The 16672-nt window shown below is 71.2% G+C and carries 15 protein-coding genes; 4 read left to right on the top strand and 11 right to left on the bottom strand.

Going from position 1 to position 16672, the window contains the following annotated elements:
* Nucleotides 1-165 precede the first annotated feature (165 nt).
* The 4 genes from ACIP93_RS03775 to ACIP93_RS03790 are packed head-to-tail and all read left to right on the top strand — an operon-like array spanning nucleotide 166 to nucleotide 3840.
* Complete coding sequence (locus ACIP93_RS03775) at nucleotides 166-1296, top strand: ABC transporter ATP-binding protein (RefSeq protein ID WP_401755652.1); 1131 nt, start codon at nucleotides 166-168, stop codon at nucleotides 1294-1296.
* A complete protein-coding gene (locus ACIP93_RS03780; RefSeq protein WP_345220787.1) occupies nucleotides 1286-2197 on the top strand; it encodes an ABC transporter permease in 912 nt (303 codons plus the stop codon). The genes ACIP93_RS03775 and ACIP93_RS03780 overlap by 11 nt, the downstream gene beginning before the upstream one ends.
* Nucleotides 2194-3105 (top strand): ABC transporter ATP-binding protein, encoded by a 912-nt coding sequence (locus ACIP93_RS03785; protein ID WP_345220785.1) that lies wholly within the window; start codon nucleotides 2194-2196, stop codon nucleotides 3103-3105. Before ACIP93_RS03780 ends, ACIP93_RS03785 begins: the two co-directional genes overlap by 4 nt.
* A 15-nt stretch (nucleotides 3106-3120) precedes the next feature.
* Nucleotides 3121-3840, top strand: coding sequence for an ABC transporter permease (locus ACIP93_RS03790; RefSeq protein WP_401755286.1), 720 nt, complete (start codon nucleotides 3121-3123; stop codon nucleotides 3838-3840).
* 143 nt (nucleotides 3841-3983) lie between these two features.
* Here the strand turns inward: ACIP93_RS03790 and ACIP93_RS03795 are convergent, their stop codons facing one another.
* The 11 genes from ACIP93_RS03795 to ACIP93_RS03845 all read right to left on the bottom strand — a co-directional run bounded on the left by ACIP93_RS03795 (nucleotide 3984) and on the right by ACIP93_RS03845 (nucleotide 16459).
* Nucleotides 3984-5249, bottom strand: coding sequence for a CynX/NimT family MFS transporter (locus ACIP93_RS03795; RefSeq protein ID WP_401755289.1), 1266 nt, complete (start codon nucleotides 5247-5249; stop codon nucleotides 3984-3986).
* A 123-nt stretch (nucleotides 5250-5372) separates the two neighbouring features.
* Nucleotides 5373-6047 carry an FCD domain-containing protein gene (locus ACIP93_RS03800; RefSeq protein WP_345220776.1) on the bottom strand — a complete coding sequence of 225 codons (675 nt, stop codon included), beginning with the start codon at nucleotides 6045-6047 and terminating at the stop codon, nucleotides 5373-5375.
* 355 nt (nucleotides 6048-6402) lie between these two features.
* Entirely contained in the window at nucleotides 6403-7248 is an 846-nt protein-coding gene (locus ACIP93_RS03805) for an HAD-IIB family hydrolase (protein WP_401755293.1), read from the bottom strand.
* Nucleotides 7245-8522, bottom strand: coding sequence for a serine--tRNA ligase (serS, locus tag ACIP93_RS03810; protein ID WP_401755296.1), 1278 nt, complete (start codon nucleotides 8520-8522; stop codon nucleotides 7245-7247). Before serS ends, ACIP93_RS03805 begins: the two co-directional genes overlap by 4 nt.
* Before the next feature lie 615 nt (nucleotides 8523-9137).
* Nucleotides 9138-10073, bottom strand: a complete 936-nt coding sequence (pheA, locus tag ACIP93_RS03815; protein WP_401755299.1) for a prephenate dehydratase — start codon at nucleotides 10071-10073, stop codon at nucleotides 9138-9140.
* A gap of 59 nt (nucleotides 10074-10132) precedes the next feature.
* Complete coding sequence (gene efeB / locus ACIP93_RS03820; protein ID WP_401755655.1) at nucleotides 10133-11365, bottom strand: iron uptake transporter deferrochelatase/peroxidase subunit; 1233 nt, start codon at nucleotides 11363-11365, stop codon at nucleotides 10133-10135.
* An 86-nt stretch (nucleotides 11366-11451) separates the two neighbouring features.
* The gene (locus ACIP93_RS03825) at nucleotides 11452-13431 is read right to left on the bottom strand and encodes a copper resistance CopC/CopD family protein (protein ID WP_401755302.1); all 1980 of its coding nucleotides are present in this window, start codon (nucleotides 13429-13431) and stop codon (nucleotides 11452-11454) included.
* A gap of 17 nt (nucleotides 13432-13448) precedes the next feature.
* Complete coding sequence (locus ACIP93_RS03830; protein WP_401755658.1) at nucleotides 13449-13931, bottom strand: copper chaperone PCu(A)C; 483 nt, start codon at nucleotides 13929-13931, stop codon at nucleotides 13449-13451.
* Nucleotides 13932-13987: 56 nt separating this feature from the next.
* Nucleotides 13988-14653 carry an SCO family protein gene (locus ACIP93_RS03835; protein WP_345220761.1) on the bottom strand — a complete coding sequence of 222 codons (666 nt, stop codon included), beginning with the start codon at nucleotides 14651-14653 and terminating at the stop codon, nucleotides 13988-13990.
* A 28-nt stretch (nucleotides 14654-14681) separates the two neighbouring features.
* Nucleotides 14682-15434, bottom strand: a complete 753-nt coding sequence (locus ACIP93_RS03840) for a YcnI family protein (RefSeq protein ID WP_401755305.1) — start codon at nucleotides 15432-15434, stop codon at nucleotides 14682-14684.
* Nucleotides 15435-15592: 158 nt separating this feature from the next.
* Nucleotides 15593-16459, bottom strand: coding sequence for a hypothetical protein (locus ACIP93_RS03845; protein ID WP_401755308.1), 867 nt, complete (start codon nucleotides 16457-16459; stop codon nucleotides 15593-15595).
* Nucleotides 16460-16672: the final 213 nt, after the last annotated feature.

Below are 16672 nucleotides of genomic sequence, written 5' to 3' on the forward strand. Positions count from 1 at the left end.
CGCAATCAACCCGTGGTTCCCTTCGGAGGCCGTTTTCGGCCGTCGGGTCAACCTCCGGTACTGCTCCCCCCTACGGGTCCGTACGACCAGAGGGGGAGAGGAGAACAACCGCCAGGGCTGACGTGGATTGTGGCCTGCGCCACTACCTTCGGACTTGTGACTGCCGTGATCGCAACCGAAGCCCTGAGCAAGCGGTTCCCCCGGGTGACCGCGCTTGACCGGCTCACGTTGGACATCGGGCCCGGAGTGACGGGTCTGGTGGGAGCCAACGGAGCCGGCAAGTCCACATTGATCAAAATCCTGCTCGGCCTGTCCCCCGCCACGGAGGGCACGGCCGCCGTGCTCGGCCTCGACGTCGCGACCAGCGGCGCCGAGATCCGCGAGCGCGTCGGGTACATGCCCGAGCACGACTGCCTGCCGCCGGACGTCTCGGCCACCGAGTTCGTCGTCCACATGGCGCGGATGTCGGGCCTGCCCGCGACCGCCGCCCGCGAGCGCACCGCGGACACCCTGCGGCACGTCGGCCTCTACGAAGAGCGCTACCGCCCCATCGGCGGCTACTCGACCGGTATGAAGCAGCGGGTGAAGCTGGCCCAGGCCCTGGTCCACGACCCGCAGCTGGTCCTCCTGGACGAGCCCACCAACGGTCTCGACCCGGTCGGCCGCGACGAGATGCTCGGCCTGATCCGCCGCGTGCACACCGACTTCGGGATCTCGGTCCTGGTCACCTCGCACCTCCTGGGCGAACTGGAGCGCACCTGCGACCACGTCGTCGTCATCGACGGCGGCGCGCTGCTGCGGTCCAGTTCGACCAGTGACTTCACCCAGACGACCACGACCCTCGCGGTCGAGGTCACCGACTCCGACACCCACCCCGACGGCACGCGGGCGCTGCGCGAGGCGCTCACCGCGGCCGGCGTCACCCTGCACGCCGCCGAGGAGCAGGGCCTGCCCGGCGCCGGTCACATCCTGCTCGTCGAGGGCGAGGGCGACGCCACGTACGACCTGGTCCGCGACACCGTCGCCGACCTGGGCATCGGCCTGGTCCGCATGGAGCAGCGCCGCCACCACATCGCCGAGGTCTTCCGCACCGACCGGAACACCGACCGGAACACCGACCGGAGCGCCGACCGGAGCAGCGGTCGGGGCACCGGCCCGAGCGCCGACCCGGTCACCGGCGAGAGCACCGACCAGCCCGCGGGCGCGGCACCCGTTCCGTCCGCGGCCCCCGCGGGCACCGCCCGGGGCGCCCAGCGCAACGACCAGCAGAAGGGAGGCGGCCACGATGGCAACTGAGCTCACGCCGCAGGGCGCCGACCCGACGCGCATCCACAACATCGGCTACCGCAAGTACGACGGTCCCCGCCTCGGCCGTGCCTACGCCCGCCGTTCGCTCTACTCGCAGTCCCTGCGCGGTGCGTACGGACTGGGCCGCAGCGCCAAGTCCAAGGTGCTGCCGATGGTCCTGTTCGGCGTGATGACCGCCACCGCGGCGATCATCGTCGCCGTCGCCGTGGCCGCCCCCGCGGGCACCATGACCAAACTGCCGCTGTCCTACACGGCGTTCGCGATCTCCCTGCAGCCCGTCATCGGTCTCTACCTGGCCGCCCAGGCACCCCAGACGGTCTCGCGCGACCTGCGCTTCAAGACGGTGCCGCTGTACTTCTCCCGGCCCATCGAACGCCGGGACTACGTGCTCGCCAAATACGCCGCGATGGCCTCGGCGCTGTTCGCCCTCACGGCCATCCCGCTGGTCATCCTCTACGCGGGCGCGCTGCTCGCGAAGTTCGACTTCGGCACCCAGACCAAGGGCTTCGCACAGGGGTTGGTCTCCGTGGCACTGCTGTCCCTCCTGTTCGCCGGGATCGGCCTGGTGATGGCCGCCCTGACGCCGCGCCGCGGCTTCGGCGTCGCCGCCGTGATCGCCGTGTTCACCATCTCGTACGGCGCCGTCTCGACCGTCCAGGCCATCGCCACCAGCCAGGAGGCGGACAGCGCGGTGGAGTGGCTCGGCCTCTTCTCGCCCGCCACCCTCATCGACGGCGTCCAGACGGCCTTCCTCGGCGCCACCTCCGCCTTCCCCGGAGGCACCGGCCCCGGTGCCGGCACGGGCGTGGTCTACCTGCTGGTCGTCCTCGGGCTCATCGCCGGTTCGTACGCCGTCCTGATGCGCCGCTACCGGAAGGTCGGACTGTGACCACGATCGACATCTCCAAGGCCTCCCGCTGGTTCGGGAACGTGGTCGCCGTCAACGACGTCACCATGAACATCGGCCCCGGCGTCACCGGCCTGCTCGGCCCCAACGGCGCGGGCAAGTCCACCCTGATCAACATGATGGGCGGCTTCCTCGCCCCCTCCAACGGCTCCGTCACCCTCGACGGCAAGCCGATCTGGCGCAACGAGAGCATCTACCGGGAGATCGGCGTCGTCCCCGAACGGGAGGCGATGTACGACTTCCTCACCGGCCGCGAATTCGTCGTCGCCAACGCCGAACTCCACGGTCTGGACGAGCGGGCGGCGCAGAAGGCACTCGCGACCGTCGAGATGGAGTACGCCCAGGACCGCAAGGTCGCCACGTACAGCAAGGGCATGCGCCAGCGCGTGAAGATGGCCTCCGCCCTGGTGCACGACCCGGCGGTGCTGCTGCTCGACGAGCCGTTCAACGGCATGGACCCCCGCCAGCGCATGCAGCTGATGGACCTGCTGCGGCGCATGGGCGCCGAGGGCCGCACGGTGCTCTTCTCCTCGCACATCCTGGAGGAGGTCGAGCAGCTCGCCTCGCACATCGAGGTGATCGTCGCCGGCCGGCACGCGGCATCCGGCGACTTCCGCAAGATCCGCCGTCTGATGACCGACCGCCCGCACCGGTACCTCGTACGCTCCAGCGACGACCGCGCCCTGGCCGCCGCGTTGATCGCCGACCCGTCCACGGCGGGCATCGAGGTCGACCGCGCCGAGGGCGCCCTGCGCGTCCAGGCCGTCGACTTCGGCCGCTTCACCGAGCTGCTCCCGCGGGTCGCCCGTGCGCACGGCATCCGCCTGCTCACGGTGCAGCCCTCCGACGAGTCCCTCGAATCGGTCTTCTCCTACCTCGTCACGGCCTGAAAGGAGCTTGCTGCGATGTACGAACCCACCGTCGCCCGGCTCACCTACCGGGCCCTGCTCGGCCGCCGCCGTGCGGCCATCCTCTTCCTGCTGCCCGCCCTGCTCATCGTGATCGCCGTCGCGGTGCGGGCCCTGGTCGGCGTGGACGACGGCGTCGCCGCCGACGTCCTGGGCGGCTTCGCGCTCGCCACGATGGTCCCGCTGATCGGCGTCATCGCCGGCACGGGAGCGATCGGCCCGGAGATCGACGACGGATCGATCGTCTATCTGCTGTCCAAGCCGGTGAAGCGGCCCACGATCATCTTCACCAAGCTGATCGTCGCCATCGCCGTCACCATGGCGTTCTCCGCGATCCCCACCTTCGTCGCGGGCCTGATCCTGAACGGCAACGGCAGCCAGATCGCCATCGCCTACACGGTCGCCGCCCTCGTCGCCTCCATCGCCTACAGCGCCGTCTTCCTGCTGCTCGGCACGGTCTCGCGGCACGCGGTCGTCTTCGGGCTGGTGTACGCGCTGGTGTGGGAGGCCCTGTTCGGCAGCCTGGTGCCGGGTGCCCGGACGCTCAGCATCCAGCAGTGGGCGCTGTCGCTGGCCGAGAAGATCGGGGCGGACGGCGCGATCGCCTCGGACGTGGGGCTGCCGACCGCGGTGATCCTGCTGGTCGCCGTCACGGGCCTGGCCACGTGGTACGCGGGCCAGAAACTGCGCTCGCTCACTCTTGCGGGTGATGAATAGCCGTATCGGCTCCTTCCGGGAACGGGGAGCGCCCCCGGTTCGTATGTCAGACACGAACCGGGGGCGCTCCCCGTTTCGGTGACAGGCCGGGAATGCCTGGCCCTGGGGACAAGGACCCCTCGGACCTTGACACCTGAAAAGCGTCAGATCTTGCGGTCCCGGGCCGCGAACAGGCCCACCGACAGAGCCGTCGCGCACACGCCCAGCATCAGGGCGATCGGCACCGTCCAACTGCCGGTCACCTGGTACACGGCCCCCGCCGCCAACGGGCCCACGGCGGCCAGCAGATAGCCGATCGTCTGCGCCATGCCGGACAGCCGCGCAGCCGTCGCCGCGTCACCGGCGCGCAGCACGATCATCGTCAGCGCGAGACCCACGGCGCCGCCCTGGCCGACGCCGAGGACCGCCGACCACAGCCAGGCCCCGGACACCGGGGCGACCATCAGACCGACGTAGCCACCCGCCACCAGAGAGGAGACCAGCACCACCAGCGGCCGCTGCGAGCGCATCCGCCCCGCCAGCAGCGGTACGGCGAAGGCGCCCGCCACCTGGATCAGGTTGTTGAACGCGAAGATCACGCCGGCCGTGGAACGGCTCATTCCGTGATCCGTGAAGATCGTCGGCATCCAGGCGATCAGGACGTACGACCACAACGACTGGAGGCCCATGAAGAGAGTGACCTGCCAGGCCAGCGCCGAACGCCAGACGCTCTTCGGCGCGGTCCCGACGACGGGCTCGACCCGTACCTCGTGTCCGGTACGGCCCCGGGCGATCAGCACCTGGGGGAGCCAGGCCACCGCGGCCACGGCCGCCAGCAGCGACCAGAACGCCAGCGACGCCTCCCAGCTCCCGCCGAAGGCCTTCTCCAGCGGCACCGAGGCCGCGGCCACGACGGTGGCACCGGCGATCATCGAGCCCGTGTAGACCGACGTCATCGAGGCGGCCCGGTCGGGGAAGTCCCGCTTGATCAGACCGGGCATCAGCACATTGAGGAGGGCTATCGCGACACCGATGAGCACCCCGCCGCCGTACAGTGCCACCGTCGAGGGCACCACGCGCACCACGATGCCGATGCCCAGCAGCACCAGCGCGCAGAACAGCACCGCCTCGGTGCCGAAGCGCCGGCCCAGCCAGGGGGCCGCCATCGCGCCGACGCCCAGGAAGAGCACCGGCACGGACGTCACCAGGCTGGTGGCCGTGGACGACAGGCCGAAGGCGTCACTGATCTCGCCGACCAGCGGGGACACACTCGCGAGTGCCGCGCGCATGTTGAGCGAGGCCAGCACGATGCCGACCATCAGGATCACCGGATGCGCAAGCAACGCCCGCCGCGCGGCGACCCCTTGAGGGGTGGGCCGGACGTCGGCCTCGGCGTCCAGCAGGAGTTGATCGGCTTCCGGGCGTGACAAGACGAACACCTTTCCAAGGGGGGTGAGAGAAACGAGGGAACGAAGGGGCGGAGGAACGAGGTGAAGGGGGCGGGGACTGCCGAGGGCCCGCAGGCGGACCGCAACGGCCCCGGCCGCAGGGCCTCAGCGGCCGACCAGACCCCGGATGACGTCGATGGGCACCTGGAGCAGCGCTCGCGCCGCCTGCTCGGCGGCGGCGGGGTCCCCGCTCTCGACGGCGTCCACCAGGGCGGCATGGGCGACCAGATCGATGGGCGGCATCTCGTGATCGCCGAGCGAGGTCACCAGCGACTCGTGCACCTGGGCCGAGAAGAAGCGGTAGACCTCGGTGAACGCGGCGTTGTGGGTGGCCTCCACGATCCCGAGGTGGAAGGCGAGGTCGGCGTCGGCCGCCCGGTCGCCCTGCTCGTGCAGCTTCGCGAGGGCCGCCCGCAGGGCGAGCAGGTCGTCCGCGTCCCGGCGCACCGCGGCCAGCCGGGCCGCCTCCGCCTCCAGGGCCACCCGCAGCTCCAGCACGTCAAGGGCGCCCGCGTGCCGCATCCCGCGCAGCACGGCCGCGGGGTCGGCGGTCGAGCGGACGAAGGTGCCGTTGCCCTGCCGGGATTCCAGCAGCCCCGCGTGCACCAGGACACGCACGGCCTCCCGGACGGTGTTGCGGCCGACACCGAGCTGCTCCGCGAGGTCGTGCTCGGTGGGAATCCGGTCGCCGACGGACCACTCGCCGTCGGCGAGTTGATCGCGGAGCTGCTCCACGACGGTGTCCACCAGGGACTTCCGCCCCGCCGCCCGAAGTGCCATGCCGTACCCCGTATCCGGTCCGCTCGCCGCTGACGACCGGACGAGGATTCGCCCGGTTGCCCAGTCATCCTACAACCGAAATCGTTGTACGGTGCACGCGGTCGGAAAAGGAGTGGCGGGCGGCGGACGTTGACGCGCACAGTGGTGGGGCGGCGACGCCCGACTGCCGGGGGTGGAGCACTCGTCGGCCGGACATCCGGCCCGCGTGGCTCCCGTCGGGGCAGCGGAGCGGGGCCGGCACCGGAGGGGCGCACACCCGTCACTCCGTCGTGCGGCCCTGCGGCGACTGCCCGGGGCGGCCCTGCGCATCGCGCCGGGCCGCCTCTTCCCCGCACTCGGCCGAGGATCCGTCCGCTCAGCGGGTGTCGGCGAGCAGGTTCTCCAGGACCACGGCGATGCCGTCGTCCTCGTTGGACGCGGTGACCTCGTGCGCGACGGCCTTCAGCTCGGTGTGCGCGTTGGCCATCGCCACCCCGTGCGCCGCCCAGCCGAACATCGGAACGTCGTTCGGCATGTCGCCGAAGGCGATGGTGTCCGCCGCCTTCAGTTTCAGCCGACGGGCCGCCAGGGACAGCCCGGTCGCCTTGCTCAGGCCCAGCGGCAGGATCTCCACGACTCCGGCCCCGGCCATGACGACGTCCACCAGGTTCCCCACCGTCCGGCGGGCCACCCGGGCGAGGTCGTCGTCGGACAGGCCGGGGTGCTGGATGTACAGCTTGGTCAGCGGAGCCGCCCAGACGTCCGCGATGTCCGTGAAGGGGACGTACGGCAGCTCGCCCTCGTGCACCCGGTAGCCGGGGCCGATCAGGACCGCGCCGTCCATCCCGTCGCGGCTCGCGGCCAGGGCCAGCGGCCCGATCTCCGCCTCGATCTTGGACAGGGCGAGACCGGCGAGCTGCCGGTCCAGCGTCACCGAGGTCAGCAGGCGGCGCTCGCCCGCGTGGTAGACCTGCGCGCCCTGGCCGCACACCGCGAGTCCGTCGTAGCCGAGGGACTCGAAGATGTGCTTCGTCCAGGCGACCGAGCGTCCGGTCACCACGATGTGCGCGGCGCCCGCCGCGCAGGCGGCGTCCAGCGCGTCACGGGTGCGCTGCGAGACCGTCTCGTCGGAACGCAGCAGCGTGCCGTCGAGATCGGTCGCGATCAGTTTGTACGGGAACGGCGCGGGCGCGACCGGCCCCGCGGAGGGAGCGGTGCTCACGTGGCGATCGGCTCCAGGACCTCGCGGCCGCCCAGGTAGGGGCGCAGGATCTCGGGGACCCGTACCGAACCGTCGGGCAGCTGGTGGTTCTCCAGGATCGCCACGATGGTGCGCGGGACCGCGCACAGCGTGCCGTTCAGGGTGGCCAGCGGCTGGACCTTCTTGCCCTCGCGCATGCGGATCGAGAGCCGGCGGGCCTGGAAGCTGTTGCAGTTGGACGACGAGGTGAGCTCGCGGTACTTGCCCTGGGTGGGGATCCACGCCTCGCAGTCGTACTTCCGCGCCGCCGAGGCGCCGAGGTCGCCGGTCGCCACGTCGATCACCTGGAACGGCAGCTCCAGGGCGTTCAGCCACTGCTTCTCCCACTCCAGCAGCCGCTCCAGCTCGGCCTCCGCGTCGTCCGGGTGGACGTAGGAGAACATCTCGACCTTGTCGAACTGGTGCACCCGGAAGATGCCCCGGGTGTCCTTGCCGTACGTCCCGGCCTCGCGGCGGAAGCAGGGCGAGAAGCCCGCGTACCGCAGCGGCAGCTTGTCCGCCTCGATGATCTCGTCCATGTGGTACGCCGCGAGGGGGACCTCGGAGGTGCCGACCAGGTAGTAGTCGTCCTTCTCCAAGTGGTAGACGTTCTCCGCGGCCTGGCCGAGGAAGCCGGTGCCCTCCATGGCGCGCGGGCGGACCAGCGCGGGGGTCAGCATCGGTACGAAGCCGGCCTCGGTGGCCTGCGCGATCGCGGCGTTCACCAGGGCCAGCTCCAGGAGCGCGCCGACGCCGGTCAGGTAGTAGAAGCGGGAGCCGGAGACCTTCGCGCCGCGCTCGACGTCGATGGCGCCCAGCGCCTCGCCGAGCTCCAGGTGGTCCTTGGGCTCGAAGCCCTCGGCGGCGAAGTCGCGGATGGTGCCGTGCGTCTCGCGGACGACGAAGTCCTCCTCGCCGCCGACCGGCACGTCCTCGTGGACGATGTTGCCGAGCTGGAGCAGCAGGCGCTGGGCCTCTTCGGCCGCCTCGTTCTGCTCGGCGTCCGCGGCCTTCACGGCGGCGGAGAGCTCGCCGGTGCGCTTCAGCAGCTCGGCCTTCTCGTCGCCGGAGGCCTTGGGGATGAGCTTGCCGAGCGACTTCTGCTCGTTGCGGAGCTCGTCGAAGCGGACGGCGGACGACCTGCGCCGCTCGTCGGCCAGGAGCAGGGCGTCGACGAGCGCGACGTCCTCTCCACGGGCGCGCTGGGAGGCGCGAACACGGTCGGGGTCCTCACGGAGCAGGCGAAGGTCAATCACCCCACCAGGCTACCGGTGCCCGCCTGCGCCACTCGACTTGATATCCAGGCACCTTCTCATTTGTCCGTATTGCCGGGAATGGTAATGCGGACAAAGGCACTCGCCGCAGGGAGCGGAATCGCATCGCGGAAGCCCCCGCGAACCTCCCCGTGTTCGACCCGGCGGGTGCCGCATTTCTCCGGACGCGGCGACAGGCCAGGGTTCGGCGCCCCTCCGGCCTTGTGCGAGGCGGTAGTTGGGGGCCCTGTCCGAACCCCTTTTCCACAGGGAGCCGCGATTTCCGAAAGTTATCCACAGGGTGTGCGAAAGTTCTGTGGATGTCGGAATCAGATCTTCCGAATGGAGTGGAAGGGGCGGGGATTCCCAGTCCAAACCCACCCCACTCGGCTCATTCGAGTGGGAATTGCCCCCCTAAAGAGTTGATCAAGGCAAATGGGGTGACGGCACCGGCCCTGCCGAGCTGTGGAGCGCCCCTGGGCCGCTGGGGCGATTTGTCGACCATGTCGCATTGCGTTGTCGACTTGTCCCCAACCCCGACCACTGGCCTGTGGATAACTCTGTGGGAAACTCCGACGCCCACCCGTCCCGCCTTTCCGGGCCGCCGCGGTCTCCTCCTCAGCCCCGCCCGTCCTGGCAGCGCGCCAGCCAGTCCGAGGCCTCCGTGAACTCCCGGTCCGACGTCCCGTGCCGCAGCTCCGGCACGTCCTCCACCGCCACCCCGGCCCTCGGGTACGAACCCAGGAACCGCACCTTCGGGGCAATCCGCTTCAACCCCATCAGGGCCTCGCCCACCCGACGGTCCGCGATGTGCCCCTCCGCGTCGACCGCGAAGCAGTAGTTCCCGATCCCGGCCCCCGTCGGCCGCGACTGGATCAGCATCAGGTTCACCCCGCGCACCGCGAACTCCTGGAGCAGCTCCAGCAGCGCACCCGGCCGGTCGGGACCCAGCCAGATCACCACCGACGTCTTGTCCGCCCCGGTCGGCGCCGCCGGCCGGGCCGGCCGTCCCACCAGCACGAAGCGCGTCTGCGCGTTCACCGCGTCGTGGATGTCGGTGACCAGCGGCTCAAGCCCGTACGTCGCCGCCGCGAACTCGCCCGCGAAGGCCGCGTCGTACCGCCCCTCCTGCACCAGCCGCGCACCGTCCGCGTTGGAGGCCGACGACTCCCACAGCGCGTCCGGCAGGTTCTCCCTCATCCAGTTGCGGACCTGCGGCTGGGCCGCCGGGTGGGCGGTGACCGTCTTGATGTCCTGGAGCTTCGTCCCCGGCCGCACCAGCAGCGCGAACCGGATCGACAGCAGCACCTCGCGGTAGATCATCAGTGGCTCGCCGGAGGTCAGCGCGTCCAGCGTCGCCGTGATGCCGCCCTCCACCGAGTTCTCGATCGGCACCAGGGCCGCCGCCGCCTCGCCGTTGCGCACCGCGTCCAGCGCGGCCGGGACCGACAGCATCGGGGCGAGCTCGCGGGTGGCGGCTTCGGGGAGCGTACGAAGGGCGACCTCGGTGAAGGTGCCCTCGGGGCCGAGATAGGCGTAGCGCGTCGCTGACATGCGGTCACCCTAATGCGCCGGACGGGGCCGGGACGCGCCGTACGGGAACGGGCGGAGCCTCACGCCTCCAGCAGCCGCTGGCCCACGTACTCGCCCTCGCGCGGACCGCCCGGCACCGCGAACAGCCCGCTCGACTCGTGCCGGATGAACTTCGACAGCGCGTCCCCCCGGTCGAGCTTGCGCTGCACCGGCACGAACCCCCGCATCGGGTCCGCCTGCCAGCAGATGAACAGCAGCCCCGCGTCCGGCACCCCGTCCGCCGAGATGCCGTCGTGGTACGAGAACGGCCTGCGCAGCATGGCCGCCCCGCCGTTCTGCTCCGGGGCCGAGATCCGGGAGTGCGCGTCGGACGCGATGACCAGCTTGCCGTTCGGCCCCGCCTTCTGGAGGTCCGGCTCGGTGAACTCGTCCCCGCCGGTCAGGGGCGCGCCGTCCTTCTTGCGCCGCCCGATGACCGCCTCCTGCTCGCCGCGCGGCAGCTTCTCCCAGTCGTCCAGGAGCATGCGGATGCGCCGTACGACCGCGTACGAACCGCCCGCCATCCACTCCTGACCGGCCGGGCCGCCCTTCTCCGGCACGAAGATCCGCTTCTCGAAGTCCGGCTCCGACGGCTTCGGGTTGCCCGTCCCGTCCACCTGGCCCATCAGGTTGCGGGTCGTCATCGGGGCGGCCGTCGCGCCTGGCGAGCGGTTGAACCCGTTCATCTGCCAGCGCACCCGGGCCGCGTCCCCGGCCTCCCGCTGCACCGCCCGCAGCGCGTGGAAGGCGACCAGCGCGTCGTCCGCGCCGATCTGCACCCACAGGTCGCCGTTGCTGCGCCGGGCGTCGAGCCGGTCGGAGGAGAAGTCCGGCAGCGGGTCCAGCTCCACCGGACGCTTGGCCGTCAGCCCCGTCCGGTCGAAGAAGGTCCGTCCGAAACCGAAGGTGACGGTCAGCGACGAAGGACCCGCGTCGAACGCGACTCCGGTGTCCTCCCCGGCCAGCGGCCGCCCCGCCATCAACTGCTGCGCCACCTCCGACCAGCGGCGCAGCAGTGCCGTGGCCTCCTTGCGGCCGGACCCGGGAGCCAGGTCGAACGCGATCAGATGGCCGCGGGCCTGGAGCGGAGTGGTGATTCCGGCCTGGTATTTCCCGTGGAACATCGCCTTGGCCGTGCCCAGCGAAGCCAGCACCGCCGGACCCTCGCCCCGCGAGGAGACCGCGGTGGCGACACCCGCGCCGCCCGCCGCGCCCACGACCAGTCCGGCCGCCGCGGCCCCGCCCGCGGTGCCGAGCAGCCGCCGCCGCGAGATTCCGCCGGCAGCCGGGGCGTCAGCGTCCGGGGAGGTGGAAGAGGAGGGGGAGGACGAGGTGGAAGAGGGAGTGTTGGTCACGCCGGTCAGCCGATCTTGACGTTCTGGGAAACGGTCACTTGGTCGATGTCGGAGGTGCGGATCGTCACGTCGATCTTCCAGCTCCCGGCGATCGGGATCTGTACACCGTTCGCACTCCAGTGTCCGGCAGCGAGCTTGTCGGGCACGACGGGCAGCGGGCCGATCTGTTTGTCCTCGTTGGTGAACGCGACCTTCAGCTCGGGTGCGTCCACCGGCTTGTTGTCCGGCGAATTGGCCCAGACGTGCAGGGCGTTGCTGCCGGTGCGGCCCGGGGTGACCTGGAGGCGGACGGTGCCCTTGCCGTTCGCGCCGCCGGTGTCGAAGGGCAGGGTCAGGTCGACGGGCCGGTCGGCGACCGCGGGGGCGGCGGCACTGCCGCGGCCCGCCTCCTTGAGTTCGGTACGACCCGGTTCGGTGCCGGTCAGAACGGTGGTGACGGCGAGCAGCACCACGGCGACCCCGGCCTCCAGAAGCACGGAACGGCGCAGTCCGGTGCGCTCCGGGTCGGCGTCGCGGACCCGCTTGGCCCGGACGGTGTTCATGGCGGCCCGCTGCCGGGCGAGCTGGGCGGCCCGCTCGGGGTCGTCGGGCACAGTGACCTCGGCCTCGGCCTCCTGTGCCGCCCGCTCCTCGCGCTGTGCGAGTGCGTTCTCCGCCTCGGCCTCCGGAGCCGTCCGCTCCGCCATCCGCCCGATCCACCGGCGGGAGAACCACGCCGCGGCGACCATCACCGCGACCAGCGCGATCTTCGCCAGCAGCAACTTCCCGTACGCCGTCCCGAAGAGGGCGTCCCAGGAGCCGACCTGCCGCCAGGACTGGTAGAGCCCGGTCGCGGCGAGCACGACGACGCTGCCGAAGGCGAGCCGGGAAAAATTCCGTACCGCCGTCCGTTCGAGGGAAGGGGACCGGTAGAGCGCGGTCAGCAGCGCGGCGAGCCCGCCCAGCCACGCGGCGACCGCCAGCATGTGCAGCACGTCGACCGGCATCGCGAGGCCCGGCTGAAGACCCGTCGAGGCGTGCTCGGACATCGCCCAGGTCGCGGCGATGCCCGCGGCCACGACCCCGCCGCCCAGGGCGAGACCGAAGGTGAGGTCCTTGCGCGAGGAGTCCTCGTCGTCCTCCTCCTCGGGCTCCTCGGGCTCCTCGGGCTTTTCGGGGTGGGCCGCCACCTTCTTCGCGTACGCCCCGAAGAGGACGGCGACGAACAGCGCCGCCGCGCCGAGCAGCAGCAGCCGCGAGACCAGCGCGGCCCCGGTCTTGGTGGTCAGTACGGCCTTGAGCGCGGCCAGGTCGAAGATCCCCGACAGCTCTCCCGACCCGGTGTACGGGGCGCGCAGCAGCAGCATCAGCAGGGTCGCGGCGGTCAGCAACAGCCAGCCGCGCACCACCAGCCGCTGCATCGGCCGCTCGGAGGCCCCGCGCCGCCAGCAGGCCAGGACGAAGGCCGCACCGCCGACGAGCAGGATGAACCCGGCGTACGCGGCGTACCGCGCGATGCCGTAGAGCACGCCGACGATCCCGCCGCCGGCCTCCTGCGAGGGCAGCACGACGCTGCTCTCGGAGGGGGCGCCGATGGAGAAGGTGAGCGCACCGGAGATGGGGTGGCTGTCCGCGGAGACGGCCTGCCAGGCGACGGTGTACGTGCCGTCGGGGAGTCCCTTGTGCAGTGCGACCCCGTACTGGACCAGGTTGCCGTTGCACAGGTCGAGCACTTCGCCGGTGTCGGCGCGCTTGCCCGTGGGGTCGAGGACGCGGATGGCGTCCTCGCCGAGCTGGATCTGCTCGGAGAAGTTCAGGGTGATGTTCTCGGGGGCGGTGGCGACCACCGCCCCGTCCTTCGGGTTGCTGTCGGTGAGCGCGGCGTGCGCGGCGGCGGGACCGGCGCTCACGAACAGCGCGCCGACCAGGGCGAGCACCACGAGCAGTGCGCGCACTGCCGTGGAGGCCGCCGAGGGTCCGAAGCGCGGGGCGGTGGTGTCCTTCATGGTGAGTCCTCAGCCCCTCAGTGGTGCTGCTGCGGGTTGTGGGTGGCTGCTTCGACCGACATGTCGACCTGCACGGTCCCGGCCTTCTCGAAGTGCAGCTCGACGGCGACCTTGTCGCCCTTCTTCGGCTTCTGCTTCACCTCGAGGAACATGATGTGCTTGCCGCCGCGCTTGAGCTCCAGCGTGCCGTTGGCCGGCACCGGGAAGCCCTCCTTGGCCTCCTTCATCTTTCCGTCCGCGGTCGTCTCGTGGATCTCGGCCTTGCCGGAGAACGCGGAGGCGGTGACGGACTTCAGACGGTCGGCGACGGAGCCGGAGTTCTTGACGACGAGGAAGCCGCCCGCCATGTCGGCCATGGCGGGTTCGGGCATGAACGCGCCGGTGACCGCGATCTTCGGCTTGCTGTCGGCCGCCGGGGCGGTCGTCTTGGCAGCGGCCGGGGAGCCGGTCTTGGCGTCGCCGCCGCACGCCGTCAGCGCGAGCGAGCCCGCCACGGCTATGGCGGCGAAACCGGTGAGGCGCGTCGTCCAGCGGAGGGAACGGGTGGTGCGGGTGTTCACGGGGTCTCTCCCTTGACGATCTTCGGGAGATCGGCGGTGTAGTCGTCTGCGGTCGCCTCGTCGGTGTAGAGGAGGTACCCGGCGTCGGTCTTCGGCGAGAACGCGATGACCTGCTTGGTGTGCATCGAGGTGACCTTGCCGTCCTTGTCCTTGGTGGACGGCTCGATGCTGACGCCCAGTTGGCGGGCGCCGGCCTGGATGGTCGGGAAGTCGCCGGTCAGCCCGATGAAGTCGGGGCTGCCCGCGCCCTTGAGCCACTTGCCGAGTTCCTTCGGCGTGTCCCGCTCCGGGTCGGTCGTCACGAAGACGACGCGCAGCTTCTCCTGCTCGGCCTTGGGCAGCTTCTTGTACGCGACCGCGATGTTGCTCATCGTCAGCGGGCACACGTCGGGGCAGTTGGTGTAGCCGAAGTAGATGAGCGTCGGCTTGCCCTTGGTGGCCTCGCGGAAGTCGTACTCCTTGCCGTTCGTGTCCTTCAGGACGAGGTTCGGCTTGGTGTACGGCCGGTCGAGGACCGTCGCGGCCTTCTCCTTGGTCGGGGTGATGTTCGTGGCGGTCCGGCCGTCCTCCTGCTTCGGGGAGGATTCGCCGCCGCACGCGGACAGGGTGAGGGTGGCCGCGGCGACGAGAGCCGCCGCGACCAGCACGTTCTTCTTGTGCATGAAAATCCTGGAACTGTGAGAGGGCGGGTCAGGAGGCGCGGCGACGGCCCGCGAGAACCCCGAAGGCCACACCGGCGACACCCACGATGATGCCCACGATGCCGAGCACGCGGGCGGTGGTGTCGCTGGCGGAGGCCGCGGTCTCCTTCTTGTCGTCGTCGTGCGCGTCCGAGGCCTTGGAGTCCTTGGCCTTCTTGTCGTCGGCGGGCGCCGCGCCGTGGCCGTCACCGGCCGGGGCGGTCAGCTTCAGGACGGGCGCCGGGCTCTGCGGCTCCGGCTGGCCCGCCTTGGGCTCCTCGATCCAGCGGACGACTTCCTTGTTGTCGTACGTCTGGATGGCCTTCAGCACGAGCTGGTCGGCGTCCTCGGGGAGCTGGCCGAGCGAGAGCGGGAACTGCTGGAACTCACCGGGGCCGATCTTCCCGCCGGTCCAGGTGATCTTCGAGACGGCTTCCTTGATCTCCTTGCCGTGCACCTTCAGCGGCTTGTCGAGCTTGGCCTTCTCGACGTTCACGGTCCAGCCGGGGACGGCCTGCGGCATCACGGAGGTCAGCGGGTGCTCGGTGACCGGGAAGCTCACTTCGAGCTTCACCGTCGAGGCGTTGTCCCGCTCGTTGGGGACCTTCACATTGACGGTCGCGTAGCCGCCCTTGGCGGCAGCGCCGACCGGCTGCACGGTGACGTGCGCGAAGGCCGGACCGGCGAGCACCACGACGGACGCGGCCGCGGCGACGCCGACGGCGGAGAGGCGGGAGATACGGGTGCGACGGTTTGCGTTCATGACGGTGAACCCCACATGGAAGAAGTGGATCGGGTGAGAGGCACACCTCGCGGGGCGCGCCGATGTTTCACGTGAAACGTGGAACACCGCGGCGCACACCTCGGCGAGGCGCGCCGGAAGCACGACCCGCCTCCGGTGACGTACGCGAGGGGGCCGTGTCAGGCAGCGAGGGAGAACGCCGTCGCGGGCGGCCCGCGCCTGATCACCGAGTGCTGGAGGTCCTCCTCGCCCGTGCGCACGGGAACGAGGAAGGGTGCGGGCGCCGACAGCGGCCCGCACGCGGGCGCGCCGGAAAGCCCCGCCCACAGGGCGCGCACCAGCGCGAAGGCGGCACGCAGGGCGCGTACGAGCACTCCCACGGCCACTTCGTACGCCCCGTAGGCGGACAGCCGGGCCAGCCGGCGCAGTGCGAGATCGCCGTGCCGCAGCAGCCACCCGGTCGCGAGCGCGGCCAACAGGTGACCGAGAAGCATGGGGAGGCTGGGGACCAGGGAATGCAGACAGCCGGCCGCACCGGCGCCGATGTCCTGTCCGCCGCCCGTACCGAGGGCGGCGTAGCCCTCGTACGCCGTCCCGGACGCTCCCGTTCCGTGGGCGGTGTGCGCACCGGAGGCCGGGTCGAGGCCCGCCGTGGCGAGCACCTTCCGCGTCTCGGCGTCGCTCATGCCGGCGCCGCCGCCGCACATCAACTGCGCGGCGAGTCCGGACAGCGGCGCGTCGCCGTTGCCCCGCACCGTGCCCGCGTGGTTCTGGCCGAGGCCGAACAGGGCGTGCAGCGCGAGCTGTCCCGCCGTCATCGCGAAGGTGATGCCGGGCAGGGAACGCGTGCGCCCGGCCAGCGGCACGGCCAGCGCGAACACCCCGGCGAAGGCCACCGCGAGGGTCCACCACGGCACGCTCGCCGTGGAGCCCAGCACGTGCCCCGTCGCGGACAGCACGACGCAGACCGCGGCGAACACCGCGGCCCTGGCGAGTCGCGGAGCGACCCGTTCGTGTGCGCCCGGCGGGGCGGGGGGCTGTGACATGGCGCAGCCATCATCGCACTGCGCCCCGGTGGCGGACCGGGCAGGTCCGGAAGCTCACAATCGTCCGGTACGTCACGGGGCCCGGCCGGCGCCGGGGCCCCGCGGCGGCCTCCGGCGGCCCGGCGCGCGGAGTGCGCGCATCCGCCGAACGAGCGCTCCGGCACCGGTTCCTGGCTTACCGACCGCCGTCGGCGGCAATAGGTAGTCGTATGT

It is taken from the genome of Streptomyces sp. NPDC088745 (genome assembly GCF_044751045.1).
Taxonomy (GTDB): Bacteria; Actinomycetota; Actinomycetes; order Streptomycetales; family Streptomycetaceae; genus Streptomyces; species Streptomyces cremeus.

What these genes read in the sequence shown, in the direction of transcription:
- ACIP93_RS03825 (WP_401755302.1), bottom strand. Translation starts at nt 13,431, where the DNA reads ATGAAGGACACCACCGCCCCGCGCTTCGGACCCTCGGCGGCCTCCACG.
- pheA (WP_401755299.1), bottom strand. Translation starts at nt 10,073, where the DNA reads ATGTCAGCGACGCGCTACGCCTATCTCGGCCCCGAGGGCACCTTCACC.
- ACIP93_RS03840 (WP_401755305.1), bottom strand. Translation starts at nt 15,434, where the DNA reads ATGAACGCAAACCGTCGCACCCGTATCTCCCGCCTCTCCGCCGTCGGC.
- ACIP93_RS03780 (WP_345220787.1), top strand. Translation starts at nt 1,286, where the DNA reads ATGGCAACTGAGCTCACGCCGCAGGGCGCCGACCCGACGCGCATCCAC.
- ACIP93_RS03790 (WP_401755286.1), top strand. Translation starts at nt 3,121, where the DNA reads ATGTACGAACCCACCGTCGCCCGGCTCACCTACCGGGCCCTGCTCGGC.
- ACIP93_RS03835 (WP_345220761.1), bottom strand. Translation starts at nt 14,653, where the DNA reads ATGCACAAGAAGAACGTGCTGGTCGCGGCGGCTCTCGTCGCCGCGGCC.
- ACIP93_RS03845 (WP_401755308.1), bottom strand. Translation starts at nt 16,459, where the DNA reads ATGTCACAGCCCCCCGCCCCGCCGGGCGCACACGAACGGGTCGCTCCG.
- ACIP93_RS03800 (WP_345220776.1), bottom strand. Translation starts at nt 6,047, where the DNA reads ATGGCACTTCGGGCGGCGGGGCGGAAGTCCCTGGTGGACACCGTCGTG.